Origin of the sequence: Xanthomonas sp. NCPPB 1325, from assembly GCF_041477645.2 — a bacterium.
In the GTDB taxonomy this organism is placed as follows: domain Bacteria; phylum Pseudomonadota; class Gammaproteobacteria; order Xanthomonadales; family Xanthomonadaceae; genus Xanthomonas; species Xanthomonas cannabis.
In genome coordinates this window covers 3,087,729-3,102,858 of record NZ_CM192985.1, presented here as the reverse complement: position 1 = coordinate 3,102,858, position 15,130 = coordinate 3,087,729, and the positions used below count along the sequence as shown (strand labels likewise).

Sequence of the window (15,130 nt, the reverse complement as noted above, 5' to 3'; positions counted from 1 at the left end):
CACTGGGATGCCCAGCGGCGCAACGTATGCCCAGGTGGCGGAATTGGTAGACGCACTACCTTGAGGTGGTAGCGACTTAGGTCGTAGGGGTTCGAGTCCCCTCTTGGGCACCATTGTTTGGCTGCAGTTCCTGCGCATCGCTTGTCGCGCGCGGGGCCTGCCTATACCCCATGCCGGCACGCGGCGCGTGCGGGCAGAGGCAAGAGAGAATCGCTGTGCTGGCCGAATATTTGCCGAGTCTGCTGTTTCTGATCGTCGCCACCGGTATCGGCATCGTGCTGATGTTGGTCGGTCGATTCCTCGCTCCACGCACCCCGGACGCGCGCAAGCTCTCGCCTTACGAGTGTGGCTTCGAAGCTTTCGAAGACGCGCGCATGAAGTTCGATGTGCGCTATTACCTCATCGCGATCCAGTTCATCGTGTTCGACCTGGAAATCATCTTCATCGTGCCGTGGACGCAGGTGTTCATGGAGATCGGCGCACGCTCGCTGGTCACCATGGGGCTGTTCGTCGGCATGTTGTTCCTCGGCTTTATCTACGTGTGGAAGAAGGGAGCGCTGGAATGGGAGTGATTCAGACCCTGGATCGTCTGATGACCAACCCGATGCCGGAAGGCCGGGTGGAAGACATCCTGCGCCCGGAAGGCGAAAACCCGTTGCTCGAAAAGGGCTACGTGACCACCAGCGTCGACGCGCTGCTGAACTGGGCGCGGACCGGTTCGATGTGGCCGATGACCTTCGGCCTGGCCTGCTGTGCGGTCGAGATGATGCACGCCGGCGCCTCGCGTCTGGACCTGGACCGTTACGGCGTGGTGTTCCGCCCGTCGCCGCGTCAGTCCGACGTGATGATCGTGGCCGGCACGCTGGTCAACAAGATGGCCCCGGCGCTGCGCAAGGTCTACGACCAGATGCCCGACCCGAAGTGGGTCATCTCGATGGGCAGCTGCGCCAATGGCGGCGGCTACTATCACTATTCATATTCGGTGGTGCGCGGTTGCGATCGCATCGTGCCGGTGGACATCTATGTCCCGGGCTGCCCGCCGACCGCCGAGGCGCTGGTCTACGGCATCCTGCAGCTGCAGAAGAAGATCTGGCGCACCCAGACAATCGCACGCTGACACCCGTCTTCTCCTACCGAGAGCAGCCAAGCCCCCATGGCAGAGCAAGCATCTTCCTTCACTGACCGACTTGCGGCACGTTTCGCCGGTGCGCAGATCGCCGTGGCATTGCCGCGCGGCGAAGTGACGCTGGAAGTCGCTGCCGCCGATTGGCATGCCACCTGTCTGGCCCTGCGCGATGAGCTCGGTTTCGAGCAGCTCAGCGACCTGTGCGGCGTTGATTACCTGGGCTATGGCAGCGACGAGTGGGATACCGCCGACGTGTCATCGCAGGGTTTCAGCCGCGGCGTCGAAGGCAAGGCCGTCGGCCGTTTTGCCTGGGGCGAATTCCCTAGCCAGGAAAGTTCCGATGGTGCCCAGCCGCAGCAGCTGCCCAAGCAGCGTTTTGCTGTGGTCGCGCAACTGATTTCCTACCAACACAACCAGCGTCTGCGCGTGCGTTGCTACGCACCGGACGAGCAGGTGCCGGTGGTGGCGTCGGTCACCGATATCTGGCCGGGCGTGAACTGGTTCGAGCGCGAGGCGTTCGACCTGTTCGGCATCGTGTTCGATGGGCACCCGGATCTGCGCCGCATCCTGACCGACTACGGATTCGTCGGCCACCCGTTCCGCAAGGACTTCCCGCTGATCGGCAACGTCGAAGTGCGTTACGACGAGGAGCGCAAGCGCGTGGTGTACGAGCCGGTCACCTCGGTCGAGCCGCGCGTCGGCGTGCCGCGTGTGATTCGCGACGATGCCCGTTATGAGACTGCCGCTGGTGAAGTGGGCAAGTCGGAGACTGCCAAGTGAGTGAGTTCCGCCAGGCAACCGAAGCCTTCGCGAGCAATCCTGTGGAAAGCAAGCAGGAAATCCGCAATTACACGATGAACTTCGGCCCGCAGCATCCTGCGGCGCACGGCGTGTTGCGCCTGATCCTGGAAATGGACGGCGAAACCGTGGTGCGTGCCGATCCGCATATCGGCCTGCTGCACCGTGGCACCGAGAAGCTGGCCGAGTCCAAGCCGTTCAACCAGTCGGTTCCGTACATGGATCGCCTGGACTACGTGTCGATGATGTGCAACGAGCACGCTTACGTGCGCGCGATCGAATCCCTGATGGGGATCGAGGCGCCCGAGCGTGCGCAGTACATCCGCACCATGTTCGACGAGATCACCCGCATCAAGAACCACCTGATGTGGGTCGGCTCCAACGCGCTCGATCTGGGAGCAATGGCGGTGATGCTGTATGCATTCCGCGAGCGCGAAGAGTTGATGGACGTCTACGAGGCAGTCAGCGGTGCGCGCATGCACGCGGCCTACTACCGCCCCGGTGGCGTGTACCGTGATCTGCCCGACTTCATGCCCAAGTACAAGGAATCCCGTTGGCACAAGGGTGGGGCACTGAAAAAGCGTAACGCCGGTCGTGAAGGCACGATGCTGGACTTCCTGGAGGAGTTCACCAATACCTTCCCGGCGCGCGTGGACGAATACGAAACGCTGCTCACCGACAACCGTATCTGGAAGCAGCGCACCGTCGATGTCGGCATCATCAGCCCGGATCTGGCGCGTGCCTGGGGCATGACCGGCCCGATGCTGCGTGGTTCGGGAATCGAGTGGGATCTGCGCAAGAAGCAGCCTTACGCCAAGTACGACGCAGTTGATTTCGATATCCCGGTCGGCACCAACGGCGACTGCTACGACCGCTACCTGGTACGCGTGGCCGAGATGCGCGAGTCCAACCGCATCATCAAGCAGTGCGTGAAGTGGCTCAAGGCCAATCCCGGTCCGGTCATGGTCACCAATTTCAAGGTCGCTCCGCCCAGCCGCGAAGGCATGAAGGACGACATGGAAGCGCTGATCCATCACTTTAAGCTGTTCAGTGAGGGCTATTGCGTGCCGGCCGGCGAAACCTATAGCGCGGTCGAAGCGCCCAAGGGCGAGTTCGGGTGCTACCTGATGTCCGACGGTGCCAACAAGCCGTTCCGCGTGCATCTGCGCGCGCCGGGCTTTGCGCATCTGTCGTCGATGGACGCGGTGGTGCGTGGCTATTTGCTGGCCGACGTCGTGGCGATGATCGGTACTTACGATTTGGTTTTCGGTGAGGTTGACCGATGAAGGCGACGGGTAATTTCGAAGCGGCGCGCGACGTCGATCCGCAGGTTGTGCTGAGCGACAAGACGCGTGCGCACATCGATCACTGGCTGACCAAGTTTCCGCCGGACCGCAAGCGGTCGGCGGTGCTGCAGGGTCTGCACGCTGCGCAGGAGCAGAACCAGGGTTGGCTGACCGACGAGTTGATCGTCGGCGTGGCCAAGTACCTGGAACTGCCGCCGGTGTGGGCCTACGAGGTCGCCAGCTTCTACTCGATGTTCGAGACCGAACGCGTCGGCCGCCACAACGTGGCGTTCTGCACCAACATCAGCTGCTGGCTCAATGGCGCCGAAGATCTGTTGGCGCACGCGGAAAAGAAACTGGGTTGCAAGCTGGGGCAGTCGACGGCCGATGGCCGCGTCTACCTCAAGCGCGAGGAAGAGTGCCTGGCGGCCTGCTCTGCAGCGCCGATGATGGTCATCAACGGCCATTACCACGAGCACCTGACGAAAGAGAAGGTCGACGCGCTGCTGGACGGGCTGGAGTAAGACATGGCACATCATCACGCACCTACCGGTCCGGTCGGCCCGGCGCCGTTGCCGCACCAGGTCGTCTACACGACGCTGCACTACGACACCCCGTGGTCGTACGAGAGCTATCTGAAGACCGGTGGCTACGCAGCGCTGCGTAAGATCCTCGAAGAGAAGATCGCGCCAGCAGACGTCATCGAAATGGTCAAGGCATCGAACCTGCGCGGCCGTGGCGGCGCAGGCTTCCCGACCGGGCTGAAGTGGTCGTTCATGCCCAAGGGCACGATGCAGAAGTACATCCTGTGCAATTCGGACGAATCCGAGCCGGGCACCTGCAAGGACCGCGACATCCTGCGTTACAACCCGCATTCGGTGGTGGAGGGCATGGCAATCGCCTGCTACGCCACCGGCTCGACGGTGGGCTACAACTACCTGCGTGGCGAGTTCCACCACGAGCCGTTCGAAAACTTCGAGCTGGCACTGGCCGATGCGTACGCCAATGGCTGGCTGGGCAAGAACATTCTCGGTAGCGGCGTGGATATCGATATCTACGGTGCGCTGGGCGCTGGCGCCTACATCTGCGGCGAAGAAACCGCATTGATGGAATCGCTGGAAGGCAAGAAGGGCCAGCCGCGCTACAAACCGCCGTTCCCGGCGAACTTCGGCCTGTACGGCAAGCCGACCACCATCAACAACACCGAGACCTATGCGTCGGTGCCGGCGATCATTCGCAATGGCCCGGAGTGGTTCCTCGGCTTGAGCAAGACCAAGAACGGCGGCCCGAAGATTTTCTCGGTCTCCGGTTGCGTGCAGAAGGGCGGCAATTTCGAAGTGCCGCTCGGCACCACCTTCGATGAATTGCTGGAAATGGCCGGTGGCCTGCGTCCGGGTCGCAAGCTCAAGGGCGTGGTGCCCGGCGGCGTGTCGATGCCGGTATTGAAGGCCGACCAGGTTGCTGGCCTGCAGATGGATTACGACACCCTGCGTGCGCTGGGCACCGGTCTGGGTTCGGGCGCCATCGTGGTGCTGGATGACAGCGTCTGCTGCGTGCGTTTCGCCTGCCGCATCTCGCAGTTCTTCCACAAGGAATCCTGCGGCCAGTGCACCCCGTGCCGCGAAGGTACAGGCTGGATGCACCGCGTGCTGGAGCGCATCGTCGCCGGAAAGGCAACGATGGAAGACCTGCATCAGCTGCGCACGGTTGCCGGCCAGATTGAAGGCCACACCATCTGTGCGTTCGGCGAAGCGGCGGCATGGCCGATTCAGGGCTTCCTGCGCCAGTTCTGGGACGAGTTCGAGTACTACATCGTCAACGGTCGTTCGATCGTCGATACGCAAGTCGGAGTGGCTGCATGAGCGCCCAACCAGTGAACCCGAACGTGCCACCGGACCACGTCACCGTCGAGATCGACGGGCAATCCCTGGTGGTGCCGAAGGGCTCGATGATCATCCAGGCGGCCGACAAGGCCGGTATCCCGATTCCGCGCTTCTGCTACCACGAGAAGCTGCCGATCGCGGCCAACTGCCGCATGTGCCTGGTCGATGTCGAAAAGTCGCCCAAGCCGTCGCCTGCCTGCGCCACGCCGGTGATGGACGGCATGAAGGTCACCACGCGTAGCGAAAAGGCGTTGAAGTACCAGCGCAGCGTGATGGAATTCCTGCTGATCAATCACCCGCTGGACTGCCCGATCTGCGATCAGGGCGGCGAGTGCGAGCTGCAGGACGTCTCGCTCGGCTATGGCCGTTCGGTCAGCCGCTTCAACGAGCGCAAGCGCGTGGTGCCGGATGAAGATATCGGTCCGCTGGTCGCCACCGAGATGACCCGCTGCATCCAGTGCACCCGCTGCGTGCGTTTCACTGCAGACATCGCCGGCACCTACGAGCTGGGCGGCATGTATCGCGGCGAGAACCTGCAGATCGGCACCTATGACGGCAAGCCGCTGACCACTGAAATTTCCGGCAACGTCATCGACGTCTGCCCGGTGGGCGCGCTGACCAACAAGGTGTTTCAATTCCGCGCACGTCCGTGGGAACTGATGGCACGCGAGTCGCTCGGCTACCACGATGCGATGGGCTCGAACCTGTTCCTGCACGTGCGCCGCGGCGAAGTGCTGCGCACCGTGCCGCGCGAGAACGAGGCGGTCAACGAATGCTGGCTGTCCGACCGCGACCGTTATTCGCATCAGGGCCTGTACGCCGAAGACCGTGCGGTCAAGCCGCTGAAGAAGGTCAACGGGCAGTGGACCGAAGTGAGCTGGACCGAAGGTCTGGCCGCAGCGACCCAGATCTTGCGCGAAAACGCGGGTGATGCGCTTGGCGTGCTGGTGCACCCGTCCACCTCGAACGAAGAGGGCGCGCTGCTGGCGCGTCTGGCCGAAGGGTTGGGCAGCGGCAATCTGGATCACCGTCTGCTCAATCGTGACTTTTCCGACGCTGCGGTGGCGCAAGCCTTCGCAACGCCGCTGGCCGAGATCGAGCAAGCCGATGTCGTCGTGCTGTTCGGCAGCAACGTGCGCCACGAGCTGCCGCTGCTGCATGCACGCTTGCGCAAGGCGCACATCCAGAACCGCACGCAGATCCACTCGGTCAATCCGGTCGATTTCGATTTTGCCTTCACCCAGGCCTCGCGCACCGTGGTCGCGCCGTCGCAGCTGGCTGCGGCGCTCGATGACGCCGCGTTGCGTGATGCGGTCAAGGGCGCAACCCGCGCCGTGATCGTGGTCGGCGCGCTGGCTGAAAATCATCCGCAGGCTGCTGCGCTGCGTGCGGCCGCACGTGATTTTGCCGCTGCAACCGGCGCATCGCTGTGCCGCATTCCGCAGGGCGCCAACGCGGTGGGTCTGGTGTCGCAGGGCGTCTTGCCGACCGCGCGCGATGTCGCCGGCATGCTGGCCCAGCCGCGTCAGGCCTATGTGCTGTACGGCATCGAACCCGGCCTGGATTTTGCTGACGCCGCTGCCGCGCGCAGTGCGCTGGCCGGTGCCAAGGTCGTGGCGTTCAGTCAGTTCGCTTGCGCCTCGACGCGCGACGTGGCCGACGTGATCCTGCCGATTGGTGCGTTGCCGGAAATCGATGCGTCGCTGACCAATCTCGATGGTCGTGTACAGACCGCACGCGCCGCAGGGCGCCTGCCGGTCGAGGCACGCGAAGGCTGGCGGGTGCTGCGTGCACTTGGCGGCGAGCTGGGCCTGGCCGGTTTCGAATTCATCGATCTGGTCGGTCTGCGTGCGGGCATGCAGAACCGCAGCGTCAGTCCGGTCGCGTCTGCGCAGCCGGCCACGGCGAGCGACGGGCTGGAGGTTGCGGCAACCGCTGCGATCTATCGCACCGATGCTGTCGTACGCCGGGCCGCTGCGTTGCAGTCGCATCCGCTCAACATCGCGCCGTGTGTGGCAATGCACCCGGAGCAGGCGGCGCAGTTGCAGCTTGGCGCGGGTCAGATGGTCAAGGTCGGTACGGATGCTGGTAAGGCGACGTTGCCGGTGGTGCTGGACAAGCGCGTTGCACCGGGCACGGCGTGGATCGAATCCGGCCATGGCGCAACTGCGCCGCTCGGCGCCGGTCGGGTAACGGTGGTGGCTGCATGAACGAATTGCTGTTGAACGTGGTCGACCCCCTCCACCAGTGGTTCCTCGGGCTGGGCGATGGCGGCGTAGTGCTCTGGACCGTGCTGAAGATCCTGCTGATCGCCGTGCCGGTGATCGTGGCGGTGGCCTTCTACGTGGTATGGGAGCGCAAGCTGATCGGCTGGATGCACGTGCGTCACGGGCCCATGTACGTGGGCATGGGCATCTTCCAGGCCTTCGCTGACGTCTTCAAACTCCTGTTCAAGGAAATCCTGCAGCCGGCCAGCTCGCACAAGGCGATGTTCATCATCGCGCCGTTGCTGACACTGGCGCCGGCCTTCGCGGCCTGGTCGGTGGTGCCGTTCGATGCGCAGCTGGTGTTGTCCAACGCCAACGTCGGTCTGCTGTATCTGCTGGCAATGACCTCGCTGGGCGTGTACGGCATCATCCTCGCGGGCTGGGCGTCCAACTCCAAGTATGCGTTTCTGGGTGCGATGCGCTCGGCCGCACAGGTGGTCAGCTACGAAATTGCGATGGGCTTTGCGCTGGTCGGCGTAATGATCGCTTCCGGCAGCGTCAACCTCAGCCAGATCGTGTTCGCGCAGGCCGGCAACTCCGGCTTCTTGGACTGGTTCCTGATTCCGCTGTTCCCGCTGTTCATCGTGTACTGGGTGTCCGGCGTAGCCGAAACCAACCGCGCGCCGTTCGACGTGGTGGAAGGCGAGTCGGAAATCGTTGCCGGCCACATGGTGGAATACTCGGGCGGTGCATTCGCGCTGTTCTTCCTGGCCGAATACGCCAACATGATCCTGGTCAGCTTCCTGATCTCGATCTTCTTCCTCGGCGGCTGGCTGAGCCCGATCCAGGGCTGGGTCACTGCGGACGTTTCGCCGTGGATCAACTGGCTGTGGACCGGTGGCTGGCCGTGGTTGCTGATGAAGGTGTTCTTCTTCGCCAGTGCCTACATCTGGTTCCGTGCCAGCTTCCCGCGCTACCGCTACGACCAGATCATGCGGCTGGGCTGGAAGGTGTTCATTCCGCTCACGATCGTGTGGATCGCGGTGACGGCATTGATGGTGTTTTACGGCGTGATCCAGAAGGGCGTGTAATTGATGAACAAGATCACCCATTACTTCAAGAGCCTGCTGCTGCTCGAACTGCTCGGCGGCTTGTGGCTGACGTTGAAATACACGTTCAAGCCCAAGTACACCGTGCTGTATCCGATGGAGAAGTTCCCGCAGTCGCCGCGCTTCCGTGGCCTGCACGCACTGCGTCGCTATCCCAATGGGGAAGAGCGCTGCATCGCCTGCAAGTTGTGCGAAGCGGTGTGCCCGGCGCTGGCCATCACCATCGACTCGGCCAAGCGCGAAGACGGCACCCGCCGCACCACGCGCTACGACATCGACCTGTTCAAGTGCATCTTCTGCGGCTTCTGCGAAGAAAGCTGCCCGGTGGACTCGATCGTCGAGACGCACATCCTCGAGTACCACTTCGAGAAGCGTGGCGAGAACATTGTCAATAAGCCGCAGCTGCTGGCGATCGGAGACCGGTTAGAAACCGAGATCGCCGAGCGTCGCGCTGCCGATGCCGCCTTCCGTTGAGGTCATGATGGACTGGGTCTCTATTGCTTTCTACGCCTTCTCCGCCATCGCGGTGGTGTCCGCCGGTGCGGTGATCAGCGTACGTAACCCGGTGTACGCCGTGTTGTGCCTGATCCTCACCTTCTTCTCGATGGCGTGTATCTGGCTGTTGGTGGGTGCCGAGTTCCTTGGCGTCACGCTGGTACTGGTGTACGTCGGCGCGGTGATGGTGCTGTTCCTGTTCGTGGTGATGATGCTCGACATCGACACCAGCCGCCTGCGCGAGGGCTGGGTCAAGTACATGCCGTTGGGCGTCATCGTCGCGGTTGCGATGCTGGCGCAGATGGTGACCCTGATCGGCGTCAAGTCGCGCAGCGCCACGCCGTTTCCGGCCGACAATGCGGCTGCACAGGCTGCAGACGTTTCGAACCTGACCTGGTTGGCCAAGAGCCTGTACACCGAGTTCCTGCTGCCGTTCGAGTTTGCTGCGGTGATCCTGACCGTGGCCGTGGTGGCTGCAGTGATGCTCACCTTGCGCAAGCGCACCGGCATCAAGATCCAGATCGCCAGCGAGCAATCGCGCGTCAAGGCGACCGACCGCCTGCGCATCGTCAAGATGGCAGTGGAAAAACCCGCACAGGTTGCGCCGCGCGTCGATGCGGTGGACGGACAGGAGGCGAAGTCTTGATTACCTTGGGCCACCTGCTGGGACTGGGCGCGGTGCTGTTCTGCATCTCGCTGGCCGGCATCTTCCTCAATCGCAAGAACGTCATCGTGCTGCTGATGTCGATCGAGTTGATGCTGCTGTCGGTCAACATCAACTTCATTGCGTTCTCGCGCGAGCTCGGCGACACCGCCGGCCAGCTGTTCGTGTTCTTCATCCTGACCGTTGCCGCTGCGGAGGCCGCGATTGGCCTTGCGATCCTGGTGACTCTGTTCCGTACGCGCCGCACGATCAATGTGGCCGAAGTCGACACGTTGAAGGGCTGACCCGTAGATGGAAATCACTCTCTCCAAGAGTCTGCTGATTGCAGTGGTGCTTGCACCGCTGGTCGGCAGCATCATCGCCGGCTTGTTCGGTCGTCAGGTGGGGCGCAAGGGCGCGCAGTACGTCACCATCCTCGGCGTTGCGGTCAGCTGCGTGCTGTCGTGCCTGACGCTGTACCAACTGGTGGAGCAGGGCGCCAGCCCGTTCAACCAGAACCTGTATACCTTCTTCGACGTCGGCAACTACTCCGCGCATGTCGGCTTCATGGTCGATCGCCTGACCGCGATGATGATGGTGGTGGTGACCTTCGTGTCGCTGCTGGTGCACATCTACACCATTGGCTACATGGAAGAAGATCCGGGCTACCAGCGTTTCTTCAGCTATATCTCGTTGTTCACCTTCTCCATGCTCACGCTGGTGATGAGCAACAACTTCCTGCAGCTGTTCTTCGGCTGGGAAGCCGTGGGTCTGGTGTCCTACCTGTTGATCGGTTTCTGGTTCAAGCGCCCGACCGCCGTGTTCGCCAACATGAAGGCGTTCCTGGTCAACCGCGTCGGCGACTTCGGCTTCATTCTGGGCATTGCCGGCGTGTTGCTGTGGTTCGGCTCGCTGGATTACTCCACCGTGTTCGCCAACGCGACCACCATGGCCGGTGCCAAGGTGCAGTTGTTTGCCGGTCACGAATGGAGCGTGATGACGCTGATCTGCATTTGCCTGTTCATTGGCGCAATGGGCAAGTCCGCGCAGGTGCCGTTGCACGTGTGGCTGCCGGACTCGATGGAAGGCCCGACGCCGATCTCGGCGCTGATCCACGCCGCGACGATGGTGACCGCCGGCATCTTCATGGTTGCGCGCATGTCGCCGCTGTTCGAGCTGTCGGAAACCGCGCTGAACTTCATCCTGTTCATTGGTGCGACCACGGCCTTCTTCACCGGCCTGATCGGCATCGTGCAGAACGACATCAAGCGTGTGGTTGCATATTCGACGCTGTCGCAGCTCGGCTACATGACCGTGGCATTGGGCGTGTCGGCCTATTCGGCGGCCGTGTTCCACCTGATGACGCATGCCTTCTTCAAGGCGCTGCTGTTCCTGGCGGCCGGCTCGGTCATCATCGGCATGCACCATGAGCAGGACATGCGCAAGATGGGCGGCCTGCGCAAGTACATGAAGGTGACGTACTGGACCAGCGTGATCGGCACCCTGGCGCTGGTGGGGACTCCGTTCTTCTCGGGTTTCTACTCGAAGGACACCATCATCGAAGCAGCCGCGCATCATGCGCACGAATCGCATAGCTGGATCGCGACCTACGGTTACTGGGCGGTGCTTGGTGGCGTACTGGTCACCAGCTTCTACAGCTTCCGTCTGCTGTTCCTGACCTTCCACGGCAAGGAGCGTTTCCGCGATGCCCATGCGCACGACGCGCATGCGCACCACGACAGCGCGCATACCGATGCCGAAGCACAGGTGCATGCGCATGACAGCCAAGCGCATGACGCACACGCCCATGACAGCCACGGTCACGACGACCACGGCCATGGTCACCACGGTGCCCACGAGCCGCACGAGTCGAAGTGGGTAGTGACGTTGCCGTTGATCCTGCTGGCGATTCCGTCGGTGGCGATCGGCTTCTTCACCATCGGCCCGATGCTGTTCGGTACCGATTGGCAGGGGCACCATGCGGCGCACGCGCTCAAGGGCCAGGCCGTCTCGTTCTTCACCGGCATCGTCGATTTCTACGATCCGGCACGCGACACCGTCGGTGCGCTGGCGGAAGAATTCCATGGCCCGGTGGCCTTTGCACTGCACGGCATGATGGCCGCCCCGTTCTTCCTGACGGTGGCCGGTCTGCTGCTCGCGGCGCTGTTCTATTTGTGGAAGCCGGACCTGGCCACCAAGTCGCGCAAGGCGTTCGCGCCCATCGTGTGGCTGCTGGAGAACAAGTACGGCTTCGACAAGCTGTGGATCAATGGCTTCGCCGGTGGCGGTGTTGTCCTTGGCAAGGCGTCACGTGCCGTCGATACCCATGTGGTCGACGGTGTGGTCGTCAATGGTTCTGCCCGACTGATCGACCTGGCTGCAAATCTGCTGCGTCGCACGCAATCCGGTTTCCTCTATCACTACGCCTTCGCAATGATCATCGGTTTGATCGCCTTGTTGGCGGTACTGATGCATTTCTGGCGTTGACCTGTACGGAATAAGAAAACGTGTCGAACTGGCCTTTACTGTCTATCTTGATCTGGCTGCCGATTATCGGTGGCGCCCTGATCCTTGCGTTGCGCAACGCCGAGACTGCCCGCTGGGCGTCCCTGGCTGTGGCAGTGGCGACCTTTGTGCTGAGTCTGCCGCTGCTGGGCTACGACACGGCCAATGACGCCCTGCAGTTCATCGAGCTGCACGCCTGGATCCCGGCCTACAACATCGGCTACAACCTCGGCGTGGACGGCATCGCGGTCGCCTTGATCGTGCTGACCACCTTGGTGACCGTGCTCTCGCTCATTGGCGCCTGGCGCTCGATCGACAAGCGTGTCAATCAGTACGTGGCTGCCTTCCTGATTCTGGAAGGCGTCACCGTGGGCATCTTCGCTGCCACCGACGCGATGCTGTTCTACGTGTTCTTCGAAGCGATGCTGATCCCGATGTTCCTGATCATCGGTGTCTGGGGCGGCCCGCGTCGCATCTACGCAGCGACGAAGTTCTTCCTCTACACCTTCCTCGGCTCGGTGCTGATGCTGGTGGGCCTGGTGTACCTGTACCTGAAGGGCGGCAGCTTCCAGCTGGCCGATCTGTATGCGCTGCAGCTGACTGCCAAGGAACAGACCTGGATCTTCTTTGCGTTCCTGATCGCATTCGCGGTCAAGGTGCCAATGTTCCCGGTACACACCTGGTTGCCCGACGCGCACGTCGAGGCACCCACCGCCGGTTCGGTGATCCTGGCTGCCATCGCCTTGAAGATCGGTGGCTACGGCTTCCTGCGCTTCAACCTGCCGATCGTGCCGGACGCCAGCCACGAGTTCGCCTGGCTGGTGATCGCCCTGTCGTTGATCGCCGTGATCTACGTCGGCCTGGTGGCGCTGGTGCAGGAAGACATGAAGAAGCTGGTGGCGTACTCGTCCATCGCGCACATGGGCTTCGTCACGCTCGGTACCTTCATCGCCTTCACCCTGGTGCGCGAATACGGCAGCACCGACGCCGCACGCCTCGGCCTGCAGGGTGCGATGGTGCAGATGATCTCGCATGGCTTCGTGTCCGGCGCAATGTTCTCCTGCATCGGCGTGTTGTACGACCGCATGCATACCCGCCGCATCGCCGACTACGGCGGCGTGGTCAACGTGATGCCGTGGTTCGCCACCTTCGCGATGCTGTTCTTCATGGCCAATGCCGGTCTGCCTGGCACCAGCGGCTTCGTCGGCGAGTTCATGGTGATTCTGGCCAGCTTCCAGAAGCATCCGCTGATCGCCTTTGCCGCTGCCACCACGCTGGTCATTACCGCCGCCTACACGCTGTGGCTCTACAAGCGCGTGTTCTTCGGCGAAGTGGCCAACGCACATGTGGCCGAGCTGAAGGACATCAATGGCCGCGAGGCATTCGTGCTGGGGGTGTTCGCCGCTGGCGTGCTGGCCCTGGGCCTGTACCCGAAGCCGCTGACCGATCTGATGGAACCCTCGATCGCCAAGCTGGCGACCCAGATTGCCGCGACCAAGCTGTGACTGCTTGCCGTACGTTTTGACTCCAGGATTTGATGATGACCACGCCAACGCTCGCGCCGTTGACCACCGCTGACCTGGCTCCGCTCGTTCCGGAGCTGGTGCTGATCGGCGGCGCCTTCGCACTGCTGATGCTCGACCTGTTCGTGAGCCAGCGGAACAAGGTCTGGACCCACCTGTTTTCCGTCGCCGTTCTCGCCGTGGTGTTCGCACTGCTGGCGACCGGTACGGGCGGGCAGGGCGAGATCTTCCACGGCATGTTCGTGCGTGATACCGCTGCGGACGTCATGAAGACCGTCATCGTGCTGGTCAGCGGTTTGAGCCTGGTGTACGGCTGGACGTATCTGCGCGAGCGCAATCTGTATCAGGGCGAGATTCCGGTACTGGTGCTGTTCGCCACTGCCGGCATGATGCTGCTCGCCTCCGCCGGTAGCCTGTTGATGGTCTACCTCGGCCTGGAGCTGTTGGCGCTGTGCTCCTATGCCCTGGTGGCCTCCAACCGCGACAACGGTCTGGCTACCGAAGCGGCAATGAAGTATTTCGTGCTCGGTTCGCTGGCGTCGGGCTTGCTGCTGTATGGCATGTCACTGGTCTATGGCGCCACGGGCACCTTGAGCCTGGCCGGCATCCATGACGCAATCGATGGCTCGGGCGAGCGCACGCTGCTGTTGACCGGTACCATCTTCATGATCGCCGGCGTCGCGTTCAAGCTGGGTGCGGCTCCGTTCCACATGTGGCTGCCCGACGTCTATCAGGGCGCGCCCGCTCCCATCGCCCTGTTCATCAGCTCGGCGCCCAAGCTGGCGGCCTTCGGTATGGCGTACCGCCTGCTGGAAGTGGGCATGGGACCGCTGTCGCCGCAGTGGCACCTGCTGATCGGCGGCCTGTCGGCGGTGTCGTTGGTCATCGGCAACCTGATGGCCATCGCACAGAGCAATCTCAAGCGCATGCTCGCGTACTCGACGGTCTCGCATATCGGCTTCCTGCTGATGGGCGTGGCCGGTGGTGGAGAGGAGGGGTATGCCGCCGCGATGTTCTATGCGGTCAGCTACACCATCATGTCGACCGCCTCGTTCGGCGCCATCATCGCGCTGTCGCGCAATGGCTTTGAAGCCGAAAACATCGACGACTTCAAGGGGCTCAATGCGCGTAATCCCTGGATGGCGGGACTGGTGCTGTGCATCATGGCCTCGCTTGCAGGTATTCCGCCGTTTCTGGGCTTCTGGACCAAGCTGGCCGTGCTTGGCGCTGCGGTGAAGGGTGACATGCTGTGGCTGGCCTTGGTCGGCGTGATCTGTGCCGTGATCGGTGCGTACTACTACCTGCGTGTCATCAAGGTCATGTACTTCGACGAGCCGGTGGGCGAGCCTTTGCCGGCCAACAACGACCGCGTGCTGGGGACGGTGCTGGGCGTCAACGCACTGGCCTTGCTCGCGCTCGGCCTGGCCTGGAGCCCGATCATGGTGTGGTGCCAGCGCGCCTTCGCCGGTCTCGCGTAAGCAGGCTGCGTTGCGCCGCACGCGCGGCGGCTCTCGCCCCAGGCATGCGGCGAGAGATTGAAGGAAAGTCGTGATAA

General features: G+C 62.6%; 14 protein-coding genes and 1 tRNA gene. All 15 read left to right on the top strand.

The features are described from left to right. The first annotated feature begins 28 nt into the window (after positions 1-28). The 15 genes from ACCQ10_RS13220 (at position 29) to nuoN (ending at position 15,053) form a co-directional block, all read left to right on the top strand. Positions 29-113 (top strand) — tRNA-Leu (locus ACCQ10_RS13220). 102 nt (positions 114-215) lie between these two features. Continuing rightward, positions 216-572: an NADH-quinone oxidoreductase subunit A gene (locus ACCQ10_RS13215; protein ID WP_047693170.1), complete on the top strand. Its 357-nt coding sequence runs from the start codon at positions 216-218 to the stop codon at positions 570-572. After that, positions 563-1,117, top strand: coding sequence for a NuoB/complex I 20 kDa subunit family protein (locus ACCQ10_RS13210; protein ID WP_010371165.1), 555 nt, complete (start codon positions 563-565; stop codon positions 1,115-1,117). Before ACCQ10_RS13215 ends, ACCQ10_RS13210 begins: the two co-directional genes overlap by 10 nt. 36 nt (positions 1,118-1,153) lie before the next feature. Next, complete coding sequence (locus tag ACCQ10_RS13205) at positions 1,154-1,906, top strand: NADH-quinone oxidoreductase subunit C (protein WP_039407413.1); 753 nt, start codon at positions 1,154-1,156, stop codon at positions 1,904-1,906. Next, positions 1,903-3,210: an NADH-quinone oxidoreductase subunit D gene (locus ACCQ10_RS13200; protein ID WP_047693168.1), complete on the top strand. Its 1,308-nt coding sequence runs from the start codon at positions 1,903-1,905 to the stop codon at positions 3,208-3,210. Before ACCQ10_RS13205 ends, ACCQ10_RS13200 begins: the two co-directional genes overlap by 4 nt. Beyond that, positions 3,207-3,734 (top strand): NADH-quinone oxidoreductase subunit NuoE, encoded by a 528-nt coding sequence (gene nuoE, locus ACCQ10_RS13195; protein WP_003485548.1) that lies wholly within the window; start codon positions 3,207-3,209, stop codon positions 3,732-3,734. The genes ACCQ10_RS13200 and nuoE overlap by 4 nt, the downstream gene beginning before the upstream one ends. Positions 3,735-3,737: 3 nt before the next feature. Next, positions 3,738-5,072 carry an NADH-quinone oxidoreductase subunit NuoF gene (gene nuoF, locus ACCQ10_RS13190; RefSeq protein WP_047693166.1) on the top strand — a complete coding sequence of 445 codons (1,335 nt, stop codon included), beginning with the start codon at positions 3,738-3,740 and terminating at the stop codon, positions 5,070-5,072. Further along, positions 5,069-7,303: an NADH-quinone oxidoreductase subunit NuoG gene (gene nuoG, locus ACCQ10_RS13185; RefSeq protein ID WP_372360922.1), complete on the top strand. Its 2,235-nt coding sequence runs from the start codon at positions 5,069-5,071 to the stop codon at positions 7,301-7,303. Before nuoF ends, nuoG begins: the two co-directional genes overlap by 4 nt. After that, complete coding sequence (nuoH, locus tag ACCQ10_RS13180) at positions 7,300-8,391, top strand: NADH-quinone oxidoreductase subunit NuoH (RefSeq protein WP_372360921.1); 1,092 nt, start codon at positions 7,300-7,302, stop codon at positions 8,389-8,391. The genes nuoG and nuoH overlap by 4 nt, the downstream gene beginning before the upstream one ends. A gap of 3 nt (positions 8,392-8,394) precedes the next feature. Then, complete coding sequence (gene nuoI, locus ACCQ10_RS13175) at positions 8,395-8,883, top strand: NADH-quinone oxidoreductase subunit NuoI (protein ID WP_003485557.1); 489 nt, start codon at positions 8,395-8,397, stop codon at positions 8,881-8,883. A gap of 4 nt (positions 8,884-8,887) precedes the next feature. Continuing rightward, entirely contained in the window at positions 8,888-9,550 is a 663-nt protein-coding gene (locus ACCQ10_RS13170; RefSeq protein WP_162183121.1) for an NADH-quinone oxidoreductase subunit J, read from the top strand. Continuing rightward, positions 9,547-9,852 carry an NADH-quinone oxidoreductase subunit NuoK gene (gene nuoK / locus ACCQ10_RS13165; RefSeq protein WP_039407444.1) on the top strand — a complete coding sequence of 102 codons (306 nt, stop codon included), beginning with the start codon at positions 9,547-9,549 and terminating at the stop codon, positions 9,850-9,852. The genes ACCQ10_RS13170 and nuoK overlap by 4 nt, the downstream gene beginning before the upstream one ends. A gap of 7 nt (positions 9,853-9,859) precedes the next feature. Next, entirely contained in the window at positions 9,860-12,034 is a 2,175-nt protein-coding gene (gene nuoL, locus ACCQ10_RS13160) for an NADH-quinone oxidoreductase subunit L (RefSeq protein ID WP_372360920.1), read from the top strand. Between the two features lie 20 nt (positions 12,035-12,054). Then, positions 12,055-13,557 (top strand): NADH-quinone oxidoreductase subunit M, encoded by a 1,503-nt coding sequence (locus tag ACCQ10_RS13155; protein WP_372360919.1) that lies wholly within the window; start codon positions 12,055-12,057, stop codon positions 13,555-13,557. A gap of 35 nt (positions 13,558-13,592) precedes the next feature. Continuing rightward, positions 13,593-15,053: an NADH-quinone oxidoreductase subunit NuoN gene (nuoN, locus tag ACCQ10_RS13150; RefSeq protein WP_039407547.1), complete on the top strand. Its 1,461-nt coding sequence runs from the start codon at positions 13,593-13,595 to the stop codon at positions 15,051-15,053. The last annotated feature ends 77 nt before the right edge of the window (positions 15,054-15,130 follow it).

What these genes read in the sequence shown, in the direction of transcription:
- ACCQ10_RS13210 (WP_010371165.1), top strand. Translation starts at nt 563, where the DNA reads ATGGGAGTGATTCAGACCCTGGATCGTCTGATGACCAACCCGATGCCG.
- nuoH (WP_372360921.1), top strand. Translation starts at nt 7,300, where the DNA reads ATGAACGAATTGCTGTTGAACGTGGTCGACCCCCTCCACCAGTGGTTC.
- nuoG (WP_372360922.1), top strand. Translation starts at nt 5,069, where the DNA reads ATGAGCGCCCAACCAGTGAACCCGAACGTGCCACCGGACCACGTCACC.
- nuoN (WP_039407547.1), top strand. Translation starts at nt 13,593, where the DNA reads ATGACCACGCCAACGCTCGCGCCGTTGACCACCGCTGACCTGGCTCCG.
- ACCQ10_RS13205 (WP_039407413.1), top strand. Translation starts at nt 1,154, where the DNA reads ATGGCAGAGCAAGCATCTTCCTTCACTGACCGACTTGCGGCACGTTTC.
- nuoF (WP_047693166.1), top strand. Translation starts at nt 3,738, where the DNA reads ATGGCACATCATCACGCACCTACCGGTCCGGTCGGCCCGGCGCCGTTG.
- ACCQ10_RS13170 (WP_162183121.1), top strand. Translation starts at nt 8,888, where the DNA reads ATGATGGACTGGGTCTCTATTGCTTTCTACGCCTTCTCCGCCATCGCG.
- nuoI (WP_003485557.1), top strand. Translation starts at nt 8,395, where the DNA reads ATGAACAAGATCACCCATTACTTCAAGAGCCTGCTGCTGCTCGAACTG.
- nuoE (WP_003485548.1), top strand. Translation starts at nt 3,207, where the DNA reads ATGAAGGCGACGGGTAATTTCGAAGCGGCGCGCGACGTCGATCCGCAG.
- nuoL (WP_372360920.1), top strand. Translation starts at nt 9,860, where the DNA reads ATGGAAATCACTCTCTCCAAGAGTCTGCTGATTGCAGTGGTGCTTGCA.